Source organism: Micromonospora sp. NPDC004336 (assembly GCF_053602615.1).
Genome location: NZ_JBSGDY010000113.1, coordinates 1 through 20657 on the forward strand (window position 1 = coordinate 1; position 20657 = coordinate 20657).

The 20657-nt window shown below is 74.3% G+C and carries 22 protein-coding genes; 12 read left to right on the forward strand and 10 right to left on the reverse strand.

The features are described 5' to 3' along the window. Positions 1–196: 196 nt before the first annotated feature. Both ACWENR_RS21195 and ACWENR_RS21200 read right to left on the reverse strand, forming a co-directional pair. Positions 197–1420, reverse strand: coding sequence for a CU044_5270 family protein (locus tag ACWENR_RS21195; RefSeq protein ID WP_452278705.1), 1224 nt, complete (start codon positions 1418–1420; stop codon positions 197–199). Next, on the reverse strand, positions 1417–1974 hold the full coding sequence (locus ACWENR_RS21200) for an RNA polymerase sigma factor (RefSeq protein WP_452278706.1): 558 nt from the start codon (positions 1972–1974) through the stop codon (positions 1417–1419). The genes ACWENR_RS21195 and ACWENR_RS21200 overlap by 4 nt, the downstream gene beginning before the upstream one ends. A gap of 262 nt (positions 1975–2236) precedes the next feature. Between ACWENR_RS21200 and ACWENR_RS21205 the strand changes: the two genes are divergently transcribed. Beyond that, positions 2237–3430 (forward strand): NAD(P)/FAD-dependent oxidoreductase, encoded by a 1194-nt coding sequence (locus ACWENR_RS21205; protein ID WP_452278707.1) that lies wholly within the window; start codon positions 2237–2239, stop codon positions 3428–3430. Continuing rightward, positions 3427–4344 carry an RNA polymerase sigma-70 factor gene (locus ACWENR_RS21210; protein WP_452278708.1) on the forward strand — a complete coding sequence of 306 codons (918 nt, stop codon included), beginning with the start codon at positions 3427–3429 and terminating at the stop codon, positions 4342–4344. The genes ACWENR_RS21205 and ACWENR_RS21210 overlap by 4 nt, the downstream gene beginning before the upstream one ends. Before the next feature lie 24 nt (positions 4345–4368). Here ACWENR_RS21210 and ACWENR_RS21215 read toward each other — a convergent pair whose 3' ends face one another. The 5 genes from ACWENR_RS21215 to ACWENR_RS21235 all read right to left on the reverse strand — a co-directional run bounded on the left by ACWENR_RS21215 (position 4369) and on the right by ACWENR_RS21235 (position 8148). After that, on the reverse strand, positions 4369–5091 hold the full coding sequence (locus ACWENR_RS21215) for a CDP-alcohol phosphatidyltransferase family protein (RefSeq protein WP_452278709.1): 723 nt from the start codon (positions 5089–5091) through the stop codon (positions 4369–4371). Then, positions 5066–6133: an iron-containing alcohol dehydrogenase family protein gene (locus ACWENR_RS21220; RefSeq protein WP_091100886.1), complete on the reverse strand. Its 1068-nt coding sequence runs from the start codon at positions 6131–6133 to the stop codon at positions 5066–5068. The genes ACWENR_RS21215 and ACWENR_RS21220 overlap by 26 nt, the downstream gene beginning before the upstream one ends. Then, complete coding sequence (locus tag ACWENR_RS21225) at positions 6121–6852, reverse strand: phosphocholine cytidylyltransferase family protein (RefSeq protein WP_452278710.1); 732 nt, start codon at positions 6850–6852, stop codon at positions 6121–6123. The genes ACWENR_RS21220 and ACWENR_RS21225 overlap by 13 nt, the downstream gene beginning before the upstream one ends. Before the next feature lie 79 nt (positions 6853–6931). Next, entirely contained in the window at positions 6932–7702 is a 771-nt protein-coding gene (locus ACWENR_RS21230; protein WP_452278711.1) for a hypothetical protein, read from the reverse strand. Beyond that, the gene (locus ACWENR_RS21235; RefSeq protein WP_452278712.1) at positions 7699–8148 is read right to left on the reverse strand and encodes an NUDIX domain-containing protein; all 450 of its coding nucleotides are present in this window, start codon (positions 8146–8148) and stop codon (positions 7699–7701) included. The genes ACWENR_RS21230 and ACWENR_RS21235 overlap by 4 nt, the downstream gene beginning before the upstream one ends. Before the next feature lie 115 nt (positions 8149–8263). Here ACWENR_RS21235 and ACWENR_RS21240 point away from each other — a divergent pair, with 115 nt between their 5' ends. The 4 genes from ACWENR_RS21240 (at position 8264) to corA (ending at position 11912) form a co-directional block, all read left to right on the forward strand. Further along, the gene (locus ACWENR_RS21240) at positions 8264–8656 is read left to right on the forward strand and encodes a CBS domain-containing protein (protein WP_452278713.1); all 393 of its coding nucleotides are present in this window, start codon (positions 8264–8266) and stop codon (positions 8654–8656) included. Between the two features lie 91 nt (positions 8657–8747). After that, a complete protein-coding gene (locus ACWENR_RS21245; RefSeq protein ID WP_452278714.1) occupies positions 8748–9206 on the forward strand; it encodes an ester cyclase in 459 nt (152 codons plus the stop codon). 106 nt (positions 9207–9312) lie between these two features. Then, positions 9313–10407 (forward strand): aminotransferase-like domain-containing protein, encoded by a 1095-nt coding sequence (locus ACWENR_RS21250; RefSeq protein ID WP_452278715.1) that lies wholly within the window; start codon positions 9313–9315, stop codon positions 10405–10407. Positions 10408–10763: 356 nt separating this feature from the next. Then, positions 10764–11912 carry a magnesium/cobalt transporter CorA gene (gene corA, locus ACWENR_RS21255; RefSeq protein WP_452278716.1) on the forward strand — a complete coding sequence of 383 codons (1149 nt, stop codon included), beginning with the start codon at positions 10764–10766 and terminating at the stop codon, positions 11910–11912. A 199-nt stretch (positions 11913–12111) separates the two neighbouring features. On the opposite strand, the gene ACWENR_RS21260 is transcribed toward corA, so the two are convergent. Continuing rightward, complete coding sequence (locus tag ACWENR_RS21260) at positions 12112–12924, reverse strand: hypothetical protein (protein ID WP_452278717.1); 813 nt, start codon at positions 12922–12924, stop codon at positions 12112–12114. Positions 12925–13008: 84 nt separating this feature from the next. On the opposite strand from ACWENR_RS21260, the gene ACWENR_RS21265 reads away from it, so the two are divergent. Both ACWENR_RS21265 and ACWENR_RS21270 read left to right on the forward strand, forming a co-directional pair. Further along, a complete protein-coding gene (locus ACWENR_RS21265) occupies positions 13009–13539 on the forward strand; it encodes a peptidylprolyl isomerase (protein ID WP_452278718.1) in 531 nt (176 codons plus the stop codon). Between the two features lie 94 nt (positions 13540–13633). After that, positions 13634–14548: a rhomboid family intramembrane serine protease gene (locus tag ACWENR_RS21270; protein ID WP_452278719.1), complete on the forward strand. Its 915-nt coding sequence runs from the start codon at positions 13634–13636 to the stop codon at positions 14546–14548. Between the two features lie 140 nt (positions 14549–14688). Here ACWENR_RS21270 and ACWENR_RS21275 read toward each other — a convergent pair whose 3' ends face one another. After that, positions 14689–15120 (reverse strand): PH domain-containing protein, encoded by a 432-nt coding sequence (locus ACWENR_RS21275; protein WP_452278720.1) that lies wholly within the window; start codon positions 15118–15120, stop codon positions 14689–14691. A gap of 88 nt (positions 15121–15208) precedes the next feature. Here ACWENR_RS21275 and ACWENR_RS21280 point away from each other — a divergent pair, with 88 nt between their 5' ends. Further along, a complete protein-coding gene (locus tag ACWENR_RS21280) occupies positions 15209–16381 on the forward strand; it encodes a thiolase family protein (protein ID WP_452278721.1) in 1173 nt (390 codons plus the stop codon). A 54-nt stretch (positions 16382–16435) separates the two neighbouring features. On the opposite strand, the gene ACWENR_RS21285 is transcribed toward ACWENR_RS21280, so the two are convergent. Continuing rightward, positions 16436–17119, reverse strand: coding sequence for a class I SAM-dependent methyltransferase (locus tag ACWENR_RS21285; RefSeq protein ID WP_452278722.1), 684 nt, complete (start codon positions 17117–17119; stop codon positions 16436–16438). A gap of 135 nt (positions 17120–17254) precedes the next feature. Between ACWENR_RS21285 and ACWENR_RS21290 the strand changes: the two genes are divergently transcribed. The 3 genes from ACWENR_RS21290 to ACWENR_RS21300 all read left to right on the forward strand — a co-directional run. Further along, positions 17255–18256, forward strand: coding sequence for a phosphotransferase (locus ACWENR_RS21290; protein ID WP_452278723.1), 1002 nt, complete (start codon positions 17255–17257; stop codon positions 18254–18256). 162 nt (positions 18257–18418) lie between these two features. Then, positions 18419–20017 carry a glycoside hydrolase domain-containing protein gene (locus ACWENR_RS21295; protein WP_452278724.1) on the forward strand — a complete coding sequence of 533 codons (1599 nt, stop codon included), beginning with the start codon at positions 18419–18421 and terminating at the stop codon, positions 20015–20017. A gap of 220 nt (positions 20018–20237) precedes the next feature. Continuing rightward, positions 20238–20657 (forward strand): glycoside hydrolase domain-containing protein (locus ACWENR_RS21300; protein WP_452278725.1); only part of this gene is annotated, 420 nt, incomplete at its 3' end.

Genomic DNA, 20657 nt, shown 5'->3' on the forward strand with positions numbered 1-20657 from the left:
CCCGCCGGTGGTGACCCCCGGGTTGACGCTGTTCCCGGGGGCCGCGGGGGGGGCCGCCCCCCCCCCCCGGGGGGCGCGCGGCCCGCCGCCGCGTCAGGACGCGGCGCCGTACCGGTAGGCGCGCAGGATGGTCTGCTGCACGGTGTTGCCGGCCGTACGCCTCAGCCGCCTCATGGAGTTCCTCGTCATCGACGCGTCACCGCCGCTTCTGCTCAGGGGTGACGGCCGGCGGGTCGTCGTCGGTGTAGGTCGTGCTCACCACGACCAGGTAGCTCGTGAACGTCCCGGGGGACTTGGGCTTGGAGCCCGTGCCGAGGTCCCAGGACTCCTCGGCGAGCGCCTGGCCGGTCCGGTGGTCGATGATCAGCCGGGTCTGGACCCAGTTGCCGCCGTCACCCTTGCGGGCGAAGGCGACCGCCATTCCGGCCCGCCCCCGCTGGTCGGTGACCGCGCCGAGCGAGGTCACCCCGCGGACGTCGGCGAGCATCCGGTACGCGGCAGCCCGCACCTTGGACGACACCGGCAGGTCGAAGACCAGGTCCTTGGCGCTCATGAAGAGGTTGAAGTCGGTGGCCGACTCGACCTCGCTGGCGTTGAGGCGCTTGAGCAGCCATGCCTTCAGCCTGGCCGGGTCGGTGGGCACGTCTGCCAGTCCGGCCGCCGTGATCGGGCCGCCGGCGAGGTGGTACGTCTCCCTGTCATCGGTGGGGCCGTGTCCCTTTGCTTCGCGCGCGGCCGGCTCCGGACTGACGGCCCTGCGGACGAATTCCGGCCCTGGCGTGCCGCTGATGACCGTCGGCTCGCTCTGGGGCGGGTCCGACGGCTCGACCCACCGCGTCGGCGAACCGTCCGCCTGCCAGGCCGCCCGGTCGTCGGCGCTGAACGGCGCGGCGCCGAGCTCACGACTGGCGGAGACCCCGACGTCGTTCGGAGACGTCGGGTGCCAGTCGCGGAGGCTGGTCCGGCTCACGACCCGGTAGCGCCGGTCCTTCGGGCCGACCTCGAACAGGCTGCCGTGTTCCCGTTCGACGACCCGGTAGCGGCCGTCGGTCGCGGCGTCGGCGGTGGCGCTCCGGTCGGCGGCGACCAACAGCAACTCGCGGGCGGTACGCGGGGCGGGGCCGTCGGTGGCCGAGGTGGGGGCGACCGCCGGAGTGCTGGCGGCGAGCCCGCCCTGCGGCCCGGTCCCCCCGCCGGTGCTGCCGACGGTCAGGAAGACCGCGCCGGCGGCCACCAGCGCCACGGTCGGTGCGACCCCGGCGAGGACCAGGCGGCGGGTCGGTCGGCGTGCCGCCCGGCCGGCCGCCGGCTGCGGGTGGGCGGTGAACAGGGCGGGGTCCGGCCGGGAGCCGGGTTCGGGGTCCAGCCGGCGCGGACGTGCGTCGGCCAGTCTCGTCATCTCGTTGCCTGGCGTGGTCATCGGCTGTACTCCTCGGTGCGAAGGGCGATCGGGCTACGACTGGCGACCTGGGGCGTTCCGCCGAGGGCCGCGCGTAGCCGCTTTCTGGCTCGGTGCAGTCGGACGAAGAAGGTCGCCGTGGAGCAGCCGACGACCCGGGCGGCCTCCCGGCTCGACAACTCGTGCCAGGCCACCAGGGTGAGAAGCTCCCGGTCGTCCTCGCTGAGCCGGGCGAGGGCGGCGAGCACCTCGGCCCGTTCCGCCACCCCGGTCGCCACGTCCTCGCTCGCCTCGTCGACCCAGGCCCGCAGCTCGGCGGCGAGGCTGGCCTGCCGGTCCTCGTCGCGGTAGCGCTCGCGTACCGCGTTGCGGGCCACGCCGAGCAGCCAGGGCAGGGGCGCCGCCGGCACCGTGGCCAGCTTGCGCCACGCGACGAGGAAGGTCTCGCTGGCGACGTCGTCGGCGAGTTGGCGTCCGACCCGGCTCACCGCGTACGCGTACACCCGTGCGTGGTGTGCGGCGTACAACGCGGTGAACCGGCTGTTCGCTTCAGCATCGGCTTCGGCTGCTGTCAATGGCTCCCACTCCTTCGTAGTCGCGCGGGAAGGTGCGCCGTCACCGGGAAGCGAGCGGAGGGACCGGATTCTTACCGACGACCGTCGGGCGACACGAAGCGCCGGGTGGGCTGGCCGCGCCACCAGGCCGCGTCGGCGCGTCCTTCTTCCTCGGCGTGTGACGTGGGTCATGCCGGCGCCCATGTCACGAACGGATCGGCAGCTTGCGTCTGGTGGTCGTTCGCACGGCGGGAACGCCCGACACGAAGGAGACAGCAGAGCGATGAGCACGATCAAGGGGCAGCGGCACGAGGTCCTGGTCCTGGGCGCCGGCTACGCCGGGCTCGCCGCCGCGATCCAGCTCGCGGCGCGCACCCGCAGGCGTGGGAACCTGCGGGTGACGCTGGTCAACCCCTACGACACCTTCACCGAGCGGCTTCGACTGCACATGACCGCCACCGGCCAGGAGACGGCCGAGATGCGGATCGCGGAGTTGCTGGACGGCACCGGCGCCGACTTCGTGCGCGGCTGGGTCACCGCGGTGGACCCCGGGGCGAAGACCGTCCGGATCGACGACGACCGGGTCCTGCGCTACGACACCCTGGTCTACGGCCTGGGCAGCGTCGCGGACACCGCCGCCGTTCCCGGCGTGGACGACCACGCCTACACCCTCGACAGCCCGCAGGACGCCGCCCTTCTCGCCGACCGGCTGACCCGGCTCGACGGCGGGACCGTCGTGGTCGCCGGCAGCGGCCTCACCGGCGTCGAGGCCGCCGCGGAGATCGCCGAGCGGCATCCGGAGCTCCAGGTGGTGCTGCTGGGCCGGCGCGAGCCGGGCGCGAGCATGCACCCGAAGGCCAAGGCCTACCTGGACGCGGCGCTCGCCCGGCTCGGCGTGCGGGTGCGCGGCGGTGTCGAGGTGGCCAAGGTGCTGGCGGGCGGCGTCGAGCTCGCGGACGGCTCCAGCATCCAGGCGGGCGCGGTGCTGTGGACCAGCGGCACCCGCGTCTCGCCGCTGGCCGCCGCCGCGGGCCTGACCGTCGACGAGCGCGGGCGCGTGGTCACCGACGGCGCGCTGCGCTCGGTCTCCCACCCGGACGTCTACGCGGTGGGCGACGCGGCGGCGATCCGTCAGGGCTACGGCGTGATGCACGGGACCTGCCAGGGCGGCATGCCCACCGGCGTGCACGCGGCCCTGTCGATCCTGCGGGCGCTGGCCGGGAAGGAGCCCAGGCCCTTCCGCTTCGGTTACTATCACACCCCCGTCAGCCTGGGCCGCAACGACGCCGTCGTGCAGTTCACCCACCCCGACGACAGCCCGCGCCGGATCGTGCTGACCGGCAGGCTGGCGGCGAAGTACAAGGAGGCGGTCACCGCCGCGCCGTGGCCGACCTTCGCCCGCATGAAGAAGATGCCCGCCTCGGGCGCATTTTGGCCGCACGGCGGTCGCCACACCCGGATCCGGAGCGCCAAGTGACCCAGCCGCAGCAGGCCGGACCCGACCAGCTCGCCTTCCAGCAGTACCGCACCCTGCTCTTCTCCGTCGCCTACCGCATCCTCGGCACCGCCGCCGACGCGGAGGACCTGGTCCAGGACGCCTGGCTCAAGTGGTCGGCGGCCGACCGTTCGCAGGTCGCCGACCCCAAGGCCTATCTGACCCGGATCGTCTCCAACCTGGCGATGGAGCGGCTCCGGTCGACCCGCCACCAGCGCGAGACCTACGTCGGTCCGTGGCTGCCCGAGCCGATCCTCACCGGCCCGGACACCGCCGACGGCGTCGCCACGGCGGACTCGGTCTCCATGGCGCTGCTGGTGGTGCTGGAGACGCTGAGCCCCCTGGAACGCGCGGTCTTCGTGCTGAAGGAGGTCTTCGCCTTCAGCTACGCGGAGATCGGGGAGGCGGTGGAACGGTCGGAGGCGGCGGTCCGGCAGGCCGCGCACCGCGCCCGCGAGCACGTCCAGGCCCGCCGGCCCCGGTTCACCGCCGACCGCGCCCGCCAACGCGACGTCACCGAGCGCTTCTTCGCGGCGACGACGGGCGGCGACCTCAACGCCCTCATGGAGCTGCTCTCCCCGGACGTGACGCTGTGGACCGACGGCGGCGGCAAGGTCCGCCAGGCCCTCAAGCCGGTCGTCGGCGCGGAGACCGTGGCCCGTTGGTTCGCCGCCCTGAGCACCGCCACCTACCAGGGCTTCGAGCCCGGGCAGATCCGGGCGGAGCTGACCTCGATCAACGGCGGCCCGGGCATGGTCTTCCGCGGCCCGGACCGCGTGGTCGCCACGCTGACCTTCGACCTCGACCCGCAGGGCCGCATCTCGACCATCCACAACGTGGCCAACCCCGACAAGCTGCACGCCGTCGCGGAGGGGACCCGACACGAACTCCCGTGAGCCGCCCGACGCGGAGCCGACCGCTCAGCGCAGCGAGGCGCGGGCGGAGAAGGCGATGCTGGCGAGCAGGAAGCCGCCGTTGACGATCGTGAACGCGACAATCACCCAGAGCACGAGGGCGGGGGCGAAGGCCAGCACCAGGCCGGCGGCGAAGATCACCGCGCCGTAGTCGCGGACCAGCTTCACCAGGCGTACGGGCAGCGAGGTCGACGTGACCATGCTGGCGGCGTTCGGGCCGGCCTGCATCACCGAGGTGACCAGGTTGACCATCCAGGTGCCGGCGAAGACGGCGACCAGCCAGGTCGGCGTCGACGGCTCCTGCGCCACCGCCGTGGCCGCCAGCGCGGCGACCAGGGCGATCTGGGCGGCCACGTCGCAGAGCACGTCGACCCGGGCGCCGGCCGCGCTGCCCTGCCCGGTCACCCGGGCGAGCTGACCGTCGGCGCAGTCCAGGGCGTACGCGACCTGCCAGCCGACCAGGGCGAGCAGCCCGACCGCCCAGGCCGGCACGTCGCCCGCCGCGACCCGGCCGGCGAGCGCGACCACGGTGACCGAGGTGGCGAGGCCGAGCACCAGGTTGGTGACGGTCAGCGCGGTCGGGCGCAGCCCGAGGCGCTGGGCGACGAGCGCGAAGACCGCCCCCAGCCACTGGCTGACCGATTCGCTGAACAGGCCGCCGCCCCGGTTGACCCGGTGGAAGTCGGCGACGGTGGGGCGGGCCTCAGCCGAGGTGGTCGCGGATTGCACCGGCGTAGTCTGCCAGCCGTTCCCGGATCTCGGTAGGCGACATCGCCAGGTGTTCGAGGACGGTGTAGCGGTCGGGCCGGGTCCGCGGCGCGAACTCGACCGCCTCGGCGAACTGCTCGTCGGTGAGCCCGAGGCCCGCCGGGCCGGTGGGCAGGCCGTGCCGGTGCAGGCAGCGGGCCAACTGGCCGAACCGCTCCAGGTCGCCGCGCAGGAAGGTGCAGAACAGCGCGCCGACGCCCGCCTGCTCGCCGTGCGAGCCGGTGCCGGGGAAGAGCCGGTCGATGGCGTGCGAGATCTCGTGGTCGCCGCCGCTCGCGGGGCGGCTCGACCCGCAGATCGACATCGAGATGCCGCCCAGGATCAGCGCCTCGGCCAGCGTGGTGAGGAAGCCGTCGTCGGTGATCTTCCCGGGGTGGTTGATCAGCGCCTCGGCGCCCGTACGGGCCAGCGTCACCGCCAGGCCGTCGATGGGCTCGCCCCGCACCTGGTGGGCCAGCTCCCAGTCGGCGCAGGCGCTCAGGTTGCTCACCGCGTCGCCGATGCCCGCCTGGGTCTGGCGGTCCGGGCCGTTCTCCACGAAGTCGAGGTCGACCATGACGGCGATCGGGATGTGCACGCCGTAGGAGCCCTTGCCGCCCTCGTGGGTCAGCGAGGCCACCGGCGAGGCGATGCCGTCGTTGGCGAGGCTGGTCGCCACGGTCACCATCGGGATGCCGTACCGGGTGGCGGCGTACTTGGCGGTGTCGATCGTCTTGCCGCCGCCGATGCCGACCACCGCGTCGTAGTTGCGGCGGCGCAGCTGGTCGCCCAGCTCGTTCGCCGAGTCGAGGCTGCCCCCGACCACGGTGAAGACGTCGGCCGAGCCCAGGCTCGGCCGGCACAGCTCGACGATCCGCTCGCCCTGCCCGGGCCCCACCACCACGGCCACGTCCCCGCCGGCGGAGATCCGCCGGTCGGCCAGGAGCGGACCCAGGTCGGCCACCGCCCCCCGCCGGACCTCGATCGCGAGTGGGGTGTTGACCGTACGGGCTAGTAGCGGCACGCGATCTCCCGCGCCCGGGCCAGGTCGGCGTGGTTGTCGACCTCGACCCAGGAGACGTCGCCGATCGGGGCCGCCCGCACCTCGCCGCCGCGGTCGGCGAACTCCTGGTAGCCGTCCTCGTAGTATAGGTTCGGGTCGCGCCGCCAGGTCGCCTCCAGGGCGTCGGCCAGGGCGTCGGCCACCTGTGGCTCGATCAGCGTCGCGCCGATGTACTCCCCGTACGCCTCGGCCGGCTCCATCAGCTTGGTGATGCGGGTGAGCTGGCCGGCCGCGTCGAAGGTGGTCTTCATCTCCTCCTCGGCCAGCGCCTTGATCGTGTCGACGGCGAGCAGGATGCCCGGGCCGCGCTCGGCCAGCAGGGTCTTCTCCACGCTCACCGGGTGCACGGTGTCGCCGTTGACCAGCAGCACGCCCCGGGAGAAGTGCTCCCGGGCCAGCCAGAGCGAGTACGCGTTGTTCCACTCCTCGGCCCTGTCGTTGTGCACCAGGGTGAGGGTGACGCCGTACCGCTTCTCCAGGTCGGCCTGCCGCTCGCGCACGGCGTCGGCCGCGTAGCCGACCACGATCACGATCTCGGTGAGCCCCACCTCGGCCAGGTTGCGCAGCGCGATGTCCAGGATGGTGGTGTCACCGTCCACCGGCACCAGCGCCTTCGGCAGGGTGTCGGTGTACGGGCGCAGCCGGCGCCCCGCCCCGGCCGCGAGCACCATCCCGATCATTGCGGCGTCCTCCCTCGTACGACTCCCGGTCACCGCTGGAGGATAGCCCCGCGTGACGGCGCCGCTGTGGGCAACCGGGTCAGCCGGGCAGCGCCGCCAGGTCCGCCAGCACCGCCAGCCGCTCCTCGGCGGTCAGCACGGCGTACGGGCCGGCGGCCCGCCGGTCGGTCTCCAGCTCGATGGCGAGCTGCTCCGGCCCGGGCGGCAGGGCGGCGACGCTCGCCGCGGTGTGCCCGGCGGCGGTCCAGGCGGCGGCGTGCGCGTCGGCGCGGTGGTAACGCAGCGTGCCCAGCCGGTTGAGCAGCAGCACCCCGGGCGGGGTGCCGTCCGGCTCGTGCGGCGGGGCCATCGCGGCGAACGCGGCCCCGGCGCCGGCGTCCTCCTCCTCGGCCAGCACCAGCGCGTACGCGAGCACCCGGCCGAACGCCTCCACCAGCCGGAGCACCCGGTCGTCGTGCCCGGCCCACAGCTCCTCGGTCACCTCGGCGTGCACCTGCCAGATCTCGGCGAGGAACGCCAGCCCGCGCTCGGTGGCGGAGAGTTCCCCGTCGGGACCGCGGTGGATCATCCCGTACGCCACCTGCTTGTCCAGGGCCCGCCGGCACTCGACCGGGTCCCGGTAGCGGGTGACCGCCGCGAAGCCGGCCTCGTCCACGGTCCCGCCCGGAACGGCGAGCCGGGTGCGGAACTCCAGCAGGAAGCCGGTGGCCGCCGGACCGCCGTACCGCTGGCTCAGCTCCGCGCCGCCGCCGTCGCGGCCGGCGAGCATGCCGGCGACGAAGGCCCGGTCGATCGCCGGGGCGACGAGGCCGGCGAACCGGTGCGGCGCCAGCTCGACGGTGTCGTTCACAGACCTATCGAACGCAGGGCGGCGAAGGCTTCCTCCGCGATCCGCCGGATCAGGCCGTCGTTGACGTCGCGGTGCTCGTCGAGCAGGTCGAGCTCGTCGGCCGCCAGCCACCGGAACTCGGTGTGCTTGCCGGCCTCCAGGGTCGGCCGGGTCAGGTCGCCGTCGACCCGGACGAGCCAGTCGCTCTCGACGCGCTCCAGACCGTCGTCGGCGACGTAGCGGTAGTCGCCGACGTGGCCCAGCACGTGCGACACGGTCCAGCCGGTCTCCTCGGTCACCTCGCGGTGCAGCGCGTCCCCCACGTCCTCGCCCGGTTCGACGTGACCGCCGACGATGTCCCAGCAGTTGGGAAAGATGCGTCGGTCGGCGGACCGCCGCTGGACGAAGAGGCGGCCCTCGTCGTCGACGATCAGCGCGCCGGCGCAGCGCAGAGGCTCGGTGGACACGCCACGACAGTAGCGAGCGTCGGCAGGTCGCGGCGACGCCCGGTCTTGTCCCGGAAACATCCGGGGCGGACCATGTCTCCTACCGGGTGCCGCCGTCCCACAGGGGTGATGCGTGATGCAGGTTCGGGAAGCGATGTCCAGCGAGGTTCTCGTGGTCGGCCCGGAGCACACGCTCCGCCAGGCGGCCCGGATGATGTCGGCCCGCGGTGTCGGGTCGGCGGTCGTGATCGACCCCGACTCCGAGGGGGTCGGCATCATGACCGAACGCGACGTGCTCAACGCCATCGGCGCGGGCCTGGACTGCGACGTCGAGCGGACGGGCGCCCACCTCACCTGGGACGTGGTCTACGCCGGGCCCGAGTGGACGGTGGAGGAGGCGGCGGCGGCGATGGCCCGGGGCGGCTTCCGGCACCTGGTGGTGCTCGACGGGCGCGAGGTCGCCGGCGTGATCTCCGTCCGCGACATCATGCGGGTCTGGGCGGGCAGCCGGATGGCCGGGGCGAGCTGAGTCGCCGGTCCGCGCGGGTGTGGCGGCCCGGCCGAGGGGTAAGGACTTCGGTGCGGGCGCGGACGGGCCGCGACCCGCGGGGGAGGTCCTCATGCGCGGCGCGGATCGGCTGGTCGAGCAGCAGTACGCGATGCTCCTGCGGCGGGACGTGGCCCGGCTGCCGGACCTCTACGCGACGGACGCCTTCTACTCCATGCCCGGCGTCACGGTGCGGCCGATCGAGCTGCCCGCCCTGCTGCGCACCTGGACCGGCGCCTTTCCCGACCTGTCCGTCGACCGGCTGGGCTCGGTGCAGACCGCCGGGGGCGCGGCCGTCGAGCAGCGGCTGACCGGCACCCACAACGGGGTGCTGCACACCCCCTTCGGCACGGTCGCGCCGACCGGCCGGGTGGTGAGCTGGGACGTGGTCGACGTCGTGCGGGTGCGGCGCGGCCGCATCTCGGCCTGGCGGTCCTACTTCGACTGGGGGCAGCTCATCGCGGCGCTCGGGCTGCACGTGGACGGGCTTTCCCGCGAGGCGCAGCACGACCCGCTCGGCCTTCCGGTCTGATCTGCCGCCGACCGGCCGACCCGGGTCACCCGACCCGGTGGCTCAGGATGCGGACATCGCCGTGCCGTCCGCGCGCGCCCCGTCGCCTTCCGTACGCTGAACAGCCATGACCGCCGAGCAGCTGATCTCCTTCGCCCGTGGCGCTCCCTCGCTGGACATCGTCGATGTCGAGGGGCTCAAGGCCGCCGCCGTCCGCGCGTTCGACGCCGACCCCGCCGGGGTGACGGCGTACGGCACCTCCGTCGGCTACCTGCCGCTGCGGAAGTGGATCGCCGACAAGCACGGGGTCTCCGCCGACCAGGTGCTGATCACCAACGGTTCGTTGCAGGCCGACGCGTTCCTCTTCGACCACCTGGTCCGCCCCGGCGACGCGGTGGTGGTGGAGCGCCCGACGTACGACCGGACCCTGCTCAACCTCCAGCGGTTGGGCAGCGAGCTGCACGGCGTCTCCATCCAGCCGGACGGGCTCGACACCGCCGAGCTGCGCAAGCTGCTGGAGTCCGGGGTGCGTCCCCGGCTCGCGCACGTCATCCCGAACTACCAGAACCCGGCCGGCGTGACGCTCAGCCTGGAGAAGCGCCGGGAGCTGCTCGACCTCGCCGCCGAGTACGAGTTCACGATCTTCGAGGACGACCCGTACGCCGACATCCGGTTCCGGGGCGAGGCGCTGCCGTCGATGCTCTCGCTCGACACCCGGGGCGTGGTGGTGCACGCCTCCAGCTTCACCAAGACGGTCTGCCCGGGCGTGCGGGTCGGCTACCTGGTCGGCCCGGCGGACCTGATCGGCGACATCGCGAGGAAGGCGACCAGCCTCTACATCTCGCCCGGCATGGTCTCCGAGGCGATCGTGCACCAGTTCTGCGTCTCGGGTGACATCGAGCGCTCGATCGAGACCGTGCGCGCCGCGCTCGGCGAGCGGGCCCGGGTGCTGGCCGAGTCGCTGCGCCGGCACATTCCGGAGGCCCGGTTCGTGGAGCCGGACGGCGGCTACTTCCTCTGGGTCGAGCTGCCCGAGGACGTCGAGGTCGACAGGCTCGCCCCGGCGGCCGCCGAGCGCGGGGTCGCCGTGGTGAAGGGCAGCGACTTCGTGGTCGACGGCGGGCGGCACGCGCTGCGGCTGGCTTACTCGGCGGTGACCGCCGACCGGATCGACGAGGGCGTCCGCCGGCTGGCGGAGGCGATGGCGGCCGTACGCGGCTGAATTTCTGTCAGATTTCTGACAGTTGGCCGATGCCGGCCGTTCCGGGTCTCCCGCCCGGGCGGCCGGCGGCCCACAATGCTGCGAGCGTCACTCACCACGTGTAGCGGAACTCACCGTCGGTGCCGGCCCGCGCCGCGCCCGGCGGCGGGCCCGCCCCGGCCCCGCCGGCGGCACGCGGAGCGACGCGACCAGCACAACCCCCGCCCCCAAAGGGCGCCGGGTGGGCCGTGTCGTCCCCTCACCCCCCGAAGCGACCCGGCCCGCCCGGCGCCACCCCTCCGGTCGATCGTCACCGGCGGTGACGATCGCGGCGGCGTACCCTGCTAGCCGCGGCAGCGCGTGGGGAAGGGGGCGTGATGACGGACCGGGGGCAGCGGGGGCGGACGGCCTCGCCGAACGGCGGACGGGTGCTCAGGCCCCGCGACTGGGTGGCGCCCGTGCGGGCGATGACCCGCCGACTCAACTCCGACGGTCCCCAGCGGGTTCCCGCGCCGGCCGGCCCGCAGCGCGACGCGGTCGTCGACTGCGCCCTCTACGTCGACGGGCGGCGGCAGCCCGGCGACTGGCGGTACGCCGAGGCGCTCGACGCCGCCCGCCGCGAGGAGAACGCGTTCGTCTGGCTCGGTCTGCACGAGCCGGAGCTGGCCGAGATGACCGCCATCGCCGCCACGTACGGCCTGCACGAGCTCGCCGTCGAGGACGCGGTCAAGGCGCAGCAGCGCCCCAAGCTGGAGCAGTTCGGCGACGTCAGCTTCCTGGTGCTGCGGACGGCGCGCTACTGCGAGCACGCCGAGCTGACCGAGAACTCCGACGTCGTCGAGACCGGCCAGGTGATGCTCTTCATCGGCCCGAACTTCCTGATCAGCGTGCGGCACGGGGACGCCTGCCGGCTGGCTCCCGTCCGGGCCGACCTGGAGACGAAGGAGGACCTGCTGCTCCACGGCCCGTGGGCGGTCGCGTACGCGGTCACCGACCGGGTGGTGGACGTCTACCTGGAGGTCGCCGACCGGCTGGAGGACGACCTGGACACGCTGGAGACCGAGGTGTTCGACCGCCAGTCCACCGGTCGGATCCAGCGGATCTACCAGATGAAGCGGGAGCTGGTGGAGTTCAAGCGGGCCGTGTCGCCGTTGCAGCGCCCGCTGATGACGCTCACCGCGCAGATGAACCGGGACGTGCCCAAGGAGATCCGGCGCTACTTCCGCGACGTGCAGGACCACCTCAGCCGCACCGTCGAGCAGGTCAACTCCTACGACGACCTGCTCAACTCCATTCTCCAGGCGCGGCTGGCCCAGGTCACGGTCGACCAGAACAACGACATGCGCAAGATCGCCGCGTGGGCCGCCATCGCCGCCGTCTGGACCGCCATCGCCGGCATCTACGGGATGAACTTCGACGTCATGCCGGAGCTGAGGATGACGTACGGCTATCCGGTCGTGCTCGCCCTCATGCTGGCGATCTCGCTGGCCCTCTACCGCTGGTTCCGCCGCAACGGCTGGCTCTGACCTCCCGCCGCGTCGGCTCCGCCGGCTGCCGGCCTTCCGCACGCGCCGACTGGCTCCGGCCTTCCGCACGCGCAGGCACGGCTCCGACCTCCCACCCGCGCCGGCACGGCTCCGACCTTGCGCCCGCCCGGCGGGGACGCGGAAGCGCCGGCGGCGCGGGTGGACCCGCTTCGCCGGCGCTTTCCGGGGACCCCGGGCGTCAGCGACGCCCGTTGGTCTTCGCGCCCTTGCCCAGCGCCTCGGTCAGGTCGTCCGCCGGACGGCCCGAGGTGTCCTTGGCGCCCTCCGCCACCGACGGGACCTTGTCGGTCGCGTGGACCGTCGGCTGCTTGCCGGGGGTGGTGGTGGAGGCGCTGTCGCCGCCGGCCACCGCCGAGCTGCCGGCGCCGGTCGGGCCGCCGGCCACGCCCGGGCCGCCGGCCACGGTCGAGGTGTCGGTCACCGGGGTCCGGATCTCCATGGTCTCCACCTCGTCGCGCATCGGCTCCAGCGTGCGGGTCGGGTCGTACTCGGCCCACTCCTGCTGCTCGCGGCGGCGACGCATCGCCATCGCGGCGACGCCGGCCACCGCGCCGGCCGCGAGGAGACCGGTCATCATGGACCCGCCGCGGCGGGCGTTCTTCTTCCGGGACGCCTTCATGTTCTTCGCCTTGACCTTCCTGGTGATCGCGCTCTGCCTGGCGGCGGCGGCCTTCCGGTTGGTGACCGCCTTGCCCGCCGCCTCGGCCTGCGCCTTGCGGACGGCCAGGGCCAGCGGCGCGAGCGCGGCGACCGTGGACGCGAAGCCGCTGGACGCGCGGTCGCGCACCACGACGGCCGCCGGCGCGACGGCGCCCCGGGCCGCCTGGACGCGCGGGCCGACGGTGGCGCCGGCGCCCTTCGCGGCGTACGTCGCGGCCTGCCTCAGGTGACCGAGGCCCTGGTTCAGCTCCGCCTTGGCCAGCTGCCCCTGGGTCTTACGCCGCCCGATTCCAAACACGGTCCCACCTCCTGGGAGTTGTTCCTTCGTCATCCTCCACCTTCGGATGCCTCCGCACTGCCAGATCGGGCACATGGGAGGATCCGCATGGAACTGACCAACGAGTGAGGAGTACCCGTGGCCGAGGCTGTCTACGCCACCTTGCACACCAACGCTGGCCCGATCCGGCTGGAGCTCTTCGGCAACCACGCGCCGAAGACCGTCAAGAACTTCGTCGACCTCGCCGAGGGCAACCGCGAATACACCGACCCGCGTACGGGCCAGCCGGGCAGCGGGCCGTACTACGACGGCACCATCTCGCACCGGGTGATCAGCGGCTTCATGATCCAGATGGGCGACCCGACCGGCACCGGTCGCGGTGGCCCGGGTTACAAGTTCGGTGACGAGTTCCACCCGGAGCTGCGCTTCGACCGGCCCTACCTGCTCGCGATGGCGAACGCCGGGCCGGGCACCAACGGCTCGCAGTTCTTCATCACCGTCTCGCCGACGCCGCACCTGAACAACCGGCACACCATCTTCGGCCAGGTGGCCGACGAGCAGTCCGCGAAGGTCGTCGACGCGATCGCCAACACCCCGACCGGCCCGAACGACCGGCCGCTGCAGGACGTCGTCATCGAGCGGGTCGAGATCGAGCGCACGTCTGCCTGAGGCGCCCGCGAGGTACCTTTGCCGACATGACTGAGCGCTCCGAGGGACGGGACCGGTGGGTGGGCCGCGCGGCCCACGTCGGCGGGCGGGCGCGGTGAGCGAGTCGCCGCCGGTCACCCCGGTCTGCTACCGGCACCCCGGCCGGGAGACTTACGTCCGCTGCACCCGCTGCGACCGGCCGATCTGCCCGGACTGCATGCGGGAGGCGTCGGTCGGGTTCCAGTGCCCGGAGTGCGTGGCGGAGGGACGCCGTAGCGTGCGGCCGGCGCGCACCGCCTTCGGTGGCGGTGCCGCCGGCCGGCACGGCTACGTCACCAAGGCGTTCATCGCCCTCAACGTGCTGCTGATGGTGCTCTCCATCGCCTCCGACCGGGGCGGGGACGCGGCGGTCGGCGGCTCCGGCTTCGGCGGCCTGATGGGCGGCAGCACGCCGCTGACCGACTGGGGCGCGGTGCTCGGTGGCGCGCTCTTCCCGGACGGCACGGTCGGCGGCATCGCCGAGGGCGAGTGGTACCGCCTGGTCACCGCGATGTTCCTGCACTACGGCGTGGTCCACCTGCTGCTGAACATGTGGGCGCTGTGGGTGCTGGGCCGCTCGCTGGAGGCGAGCCTCGGGCCGCTGCGCTTCGCGGCGCTCTATCTCGTCGCCGGGCTGGGCGGCAACGTCGCCGCCTACCTGTTCAGCGCGCAGAACCAGCTCACCGCCGGCGCCTCCACGTCGATCTTCGGCCTCTTCGCCGCGCTGGTGGTCATCGAACGCAAGATGGGGCGGGACATCTCTCAGGTGCTCCCCATCCTGGTGATCAACCTGGTCTTCACGTTCACCGTGCCCGGCATCTCGATCCCCGGGCACCTGGGCGGCCTGGTGGTCGGCGGGCTGATGGCGCTGGTGTTCGCGTACGCCCCGCGGTCCCGGCGGACGCTGGTGCAGCTCGCCGGCGGCGCGGTCGTCGTGGCGGCGCTGCTCGGTCTGGCCCTGGTCCGCACCGCGGCCATCGTCGGCGGCTGACCGCCGCCGCGACCGGCGCTCTGTTCGCCGGCTGACCGCCGCGACCGGCGCTCTGTTCGCCGGCTGACCGCCGCGCCGCAGCCGCCGGCCCGGCCGGCGGCCTGGTCACTCCCCAACCGCGAGGGGCGGCGGCCGGCGGCTCAGCGGGGGCGGGCCTCCCGCAGGGCCTCGGCCACCTCCGCCGGGTCCGCGCCGAGGTCGAGGCGGCCGAACAGGTGCAGCGACTCGCCCGCGTCGATCTCCAGCACCTCGCTGGACAGGCCCAGCCGGGCGCGGCGGTCCACGGTGACCCGTTCGACCGCCGGCCAGGGCAGCCGGCGGCGACCCGCGAAGCCCCGGACGACGGTCACCCCCTCCTGGTCGACCGCCAGCCGGACCGGCGCGACCAGGTCGCGCGCCCCCCAGCCGGCCAGCGCGGCGGCCGCGACCGCCGCCAGCCCGAGCTGGACGGGGTCACCCTCGTCGAGGAGCAGCGCGAGCGCGAGCAGCGCGACCGCGCCGGCCAGCTTGAGCGCCGGCACGCTCGCCGGCACCCGCCACTGCCGGGCGGTCGGGGACGGGTGTGGCCGCATCCGTCCAGCATGCCAGCGCACCCGGGGGAGGACGGCGGCCCGCCGAGGACGTAGGATCGGTGGAAGCCGAAGTTACCGGGGAGTAGTCATGAGTGACGCAGTCATCGTCGGCGCGGTACGCACCCCGGTCGGGCGGCGCAAGGGCAGCCTGGCCGCCGTGCACCCGGTCGACCTCTCCGCGCACGTGCTGCGCGCCCTCGCCGAGCGCACGGGCATCGACCCGGCGCAGGTCGACGACGTGGTCTGGGGCTGTGTCTCCCAGGTCGGCGACCAGTCGTGGAACGTCGCCCGCAACGGCGTGCTCGCCGCCGGCTGGCCCGAGACGGTGCCCGGCACCACGCTCGACCGGCAGTGCGGCTCCAGCCAGCAGGCCCTGCACTTCGCCGCCGCCACCGTGCTCTCCGGCCAGGCCGACCTGGTCGTCGCCGGCGGCGTCGAGTCGATGACCCGGGTGGCGATGGGCTCCAGCGTGGCCGGCGGGTCCCCGTTCAGCGACCAGCTGCGCGACCGCTACCGGGGCGTCGAGGGCTTCGCCGAGGACGCCCCGCTGCCGTTCAACCAGGGCGTCGGAGCCGAGCTGATCGCCGCGCGCTGGCGCTTCTCCCGCGCCCAGCTCGACGAGTTCGCCCTCGCCAGCCACGAGAAGGCCGCCGCCGCCCAGGACGCCGGCGCCTTCGACGCCGAGATCGCGCCGGTCGCCCTCGCCGACGGCGGCAAGTTCGCCGCCGACGAGGGCATCCGGCGGGACACCTCGCTGGAGAAGCTCGGCGAGCTGGCCACCCCGTTCCGCGCCGACGGCGTCGTCACCGCCGGCTCCGCCTCGCAGATCTCCGACGGCGCGGCGGCGCTCGCCGTCACCACCAGCGAGTGGGCCAGCCGGCACGGGCTGCGCCCGCTGGCCCGCGTCCACACCGCGGTGGTCGCCGCCGACGACCCGGTCACCATGCTCACCGCGCCCATCCCGGCCACCGCCAAGGCGCTGCGCCGCGCGGGGCTGGGCATCGAGGAGATCGGGGTGTACGAGGTGAACGAGGCGTTCGCCCCGGTGCCGCTGGCCTGGCTGGCGGAGACCGAGGCGGACGCGGAGCGGCTCAACCCGCGCGGCGGGGCGATCGCCCTCGGCCACCCGCTCGGCGCCTCCGGCGCCCGGATCATGACGACGATGCTCGCCCACATGCGGGACAACGACATCCGCTACGGCCTCCAGACCATGTGCGAGGGCGGCGGCATGGCCAACGCCACCATCGTCGAGCTGCTCTGACGCCCCCGGCCGCCGGGGCGGGAGCTACGCCCCGGCGAGCCTGCGGGGCGGGAGCTACGCCCCGGCGGGCCTGCGGGGCGGGAGCCACGCCCCGGCGGGCCTGCGCGCCACGATGTGGCCCTGCGGGGTCTTCTCGGTGCCCTCGGGCTCCTTCACGACCGTGGCCCACAGGTCGAAGCCGGCCTCGCGCAGCAGCGCGGCCACCTCGTCCGGCTGCTGCCGGTACCAGTCGGCGCAGATCGGCTTGCCGAAGGCCTCGTCGAGGTGCAGGCACTCGTCGCCGACCTGGAAGGCGAGCATGAGCTGCCCGCCCGGCGCGAGCACCCGGTGGAACTCCGCGAAGACCTCGGGCCGCCGCTCCCAGGGGACGTGGATGACCGAGTAGTAGGCGAGCAGCCCGCCGAGGGAGGCGTCCGGCAGGTCCAGCGCGAGCATCGAGCCCACCTCGAACCGCAGCTGCGGGTGCGCCGCCCGGGCCAGCGCGACCATCCCGGGCGACAGGTCGACGCCGAACGCGTCCAGTCCCAGTTCGTGCAGCAGGATCGTGACCCGGCCGGGCCCGCAGCCGACGTCGGCGACGGGGCCGTTGCCGCCGGCCCGCACCAGCTCGGCGAAGGCGGCCAGCAACGCGCGGTCGAGGGGCCTGCCGTCCATGTCCGTACGGAGCCACTCCGTGTAGTCGGCGGCCATGGTGTCGTAGGAGTCGCGGGTGGCGGCGAGGAACGAGGCGTCCGGCATGGCGGTGAAGGCTAGCCGCTTCCCCCGACGGCGGCGACGACCCTCGCAGGGCCGGCCGGGGGCGCGCCGCCCGCCACGGGCCGCCGGGGAATAAGGTGTCGCCCCGGCGCCGCTGGCGGGGCTAGATTCCGCCACGTGACCGCTGCCGCCACGCCGTACGCCGACTGGACCGACCCGCACTGGCGGGACACCGCCCTCGGCTGGATCGGCGACCGGCTCGGCCGGCACGGCCGGCGGGTCGTCGGGCCGGTCGAGCCCCGGGTCCGGCCCTGGTCCCTGGTCTGGCGGGTGCCCACCGACGGCGGGGACGCGTGGTTCAAGGCGAACAATCCGGGCACCCGGCACGAGGCGGCGCTGCTGGCTGCGCTGGCCCGGCTCGCCCCGGCGCGGGTGCTCGACCCGATCGCGGTCAATGTCGAGCGCGGCTGGTCGCTGCTGCCGGACGGGGGGCGCTCGCTGCGCGACGCGCTGGGCGGCGACCGCGACCTGCTGACCCGCTGGGAGCGGGTCCTGCCGGAGTACGCCGATCTCCAGCGCGCGGTCGCGCCCCGGGCCGGCGAGCTGCTCGCGCTCGGGGTGCCCGACCACCGGCCGGAGGCGCTGCCGGAGCTGTTCGAGGCGCTGCTCGACGACCGGGAGTCGCTGCTGCTGGGTGCGGCGGACGGGCTCGACGTCGAGGCGTACGGGCGGCTGCGCGCCCATCGGGACACCTTCGCCGAGCAGTGCCGGCGGCTTGCCGACTCCGGCGTCGCGCCCAGCGTCCAGCACGACGACCTGCACGACGGCAACGTCTTCGCCGGCGACGACGGGCACCGCTTCTTCGACTGGGGAGACGCCTCGGTCGCGCACCCGTTCGGCACCCTGCTGGTCACGCTGAACTCGGTCGCCGACGCCTTCGAGCTGCCGGCCGGCGATCCGGCGCTGGCGCGACTGCGCGACGCGTACCTGGAGCCGTGGTCGGACCGGCACGACCGGGCGACGCTGCGGGAGGCGGCCCGGCTGGCCGTCCGCGTCACCCGGGTCAGCCGCGCGCTGTCCTGGCGTCGGGCCCTCGTCACCCGCGACCCGGCCCGGGCGCGATACGCGTCCGCGGTGCCCGGCTGGCTGACCGAGTTGTTCGAGCCCGACCCGGTCTGAGCCCACTGCCGGCGCGCCCGCGCGACACTCCGGCCCGTTCGATGCCGGCCACCACCTCGACAGGAGCCGTCGACTGTGGTCAGAATCAGCGGGCCGGCGCAGCGCGAGGGACGTGCCGCTCCACCTGCCGGCCGTCCGACCCACGGGACAGATCGGGGAATCGTGAAATCCACAATCTCGCCGGCCGGGCTGCGTCGGGCCGCCCGCCGGACCCTGGCCGGCGCCGCCGCCACCGTCCTCGGTGCCGGCCTCGCGCTGACGGCCGTGACCGGCCCCGCCCTCGCCGCCGTCGGGCCGCAGCCCGGCACCTACACCGGCCTCGGCTTCGACGCCTGCACCGCGCCCACCGGCGCGCAGATGCAGGCGTGGCGGGACCACTCGCCGTACCGGGCCGTCGTCATCTACTTCGGCGGCGCCAACCGTGGCTGCGCCCAGCCCGCCCTCACCGCCGACTGGGTGGCCGCCCAGACGGCGGCGGGCTGGCACCTCGTCCCGATGTACGTCGGCCTCCAGGCGCCCTGCCTGCCGACCAGCGGGCCGCGCATCGACCCGGCCCAGGCGGCGGCGCAGGGCCGCGCCGAGGCCGACGACGCCGTGGCGCGCGCGGTGGAGCTCGGCCTGCCCCGGGAGAGCGTCCTCTTCTACGACATGGAGGACTACGACGGCGGCGACGCCGCCTGCACCACCGCGGTCCTCACCTTCATGAGCGCGTGGACCGCCCGGCTGCACGACCAGGGCTACCTCTCCGGCTTCTACAGCAGCATGGCCCGCGGCGTCGCCGACCAGGTCGCCGCCTACGACACCCCCGGCTACGTGCGGCCGGACTACCTCGACTTCGCCCGCTGGGACGACGTGGCGACGGTCTCCGACCCGGGCATCCCCGCCGGCTACTGGGCGCCGAAGCGCCGGATGAAGCAGCACGTGGGCCCGCACGACGAGACGTGGGGCGGGGTCACCATCAACATCGACGGCGACTACCTCGACGTCGCCCCGCTGCCGGCCACCCGGTTCGGCGACTTCACCGGCAACGGCTGGTCGGACCTGGGCTACCGCGACCCGGCCACCGGCCAGGTGCACGTCTACGGCGGCAACGGCACCACCCTGAGCGGCCGGATCACGCTGGGCGCCGGCTGGAACGGCATGGACGTGATCATCCGGGCCGGCAACTTCGACCGCTCCGGCGGCGAGGACGTCATCGCCCGCGAGAAGGCGACCGGCCACCTGTGGCTCTACCCGGGCACCGGCTCGGGGATCAGCGGCCGGATCAACCTGGGCGCGGGTTGGAACAGCGTCCGGGAGATCACCCCGATCGGCGACTACAACCGCGACGGCTACCAGGACCTGCTGGCGGTGCAGAGCTCCACCGGTGCCCTCTACCTCTACCCCGGCACGGGTGGCGGCGCGTTCACCAGCCGGGTGCTGCTGGGCTCCGGCTGGAACTCGGTGGACGAGCTGAACGCCGGCGGCGACTTCAACAACGACGGCTACCCCGACGTGGTCGCGCGGGAGAAGAGCACCGGCTACCTCTTCCTCTACCCGGGCCGGGCCGGCGCGCCCAACACCCGCACCCAGATCGGCTCCGGCTGGAACACGATGCGCGACCTCGTCCAGCTCGGCGACTTCGACCGGGACGGCCGGCCGGACATGGTCGCCGTGCAGAATTCGAGCGGCTACGTCTACCAGTACCGCTGGCTCGGCGCCGGCTGGGCGTCGCCGATCCGGCTCGGCACCGGATTCGGGGCGATGACGCCGCTGCTCTGAGCGGCCCGGCCGGGCCCGCCCACCGTCGGCGGGTCCGGCCGCCGCAGGCGGGTCCGCCCACCGTCGGGCGGCCCGGCCGCCGTCGGCGGGTCCGGCGCCCCGGGTGCGATGGCCCTCTCGACAAGGGACGGGGCCCCCGGCAGAATCGGCGTGCCGGTGTCGAGCGAGAGACGCGTTCGCGTCCGCCCGCCGGCCATCCACGACCGAAGATCGGGGACTCGTGACGCTCCATCTCGCCCCGCCCGCCGGGCTGCGCCCTGCCGCCCGTCGGGCCCTCGCCGCCGCGTCGGCCGCCGTGCTCACCGTCGGCGTCGCCCTGACCGGCGCCACGGCTCCCGCGCGGGCCGCCGGCTACACCGGGCCGCACCCCGGCACGTTCACCGGCCTGGGCTTCGACACCTGCACCGCGCCGTCGAACGCCTCGATGAAGGCGTGGCTGGCCTCGCCGTACCGGGCGGTGGGCATCTACATCGGGGGGAACGGCCGGGCCTGCGCGCAGCCGAACCTGACCCGGGACTGGGTGACCACCCAGGCGGCGGCGGGCTGGCGGTTCTTCCCGCTCTACGTCGGGCCGCAGGCGCCCTGCCGCAGCACCAGCAAGCCGCGCATCGACCCGGCGCAGGCCGCCGCGCAGGGGCGC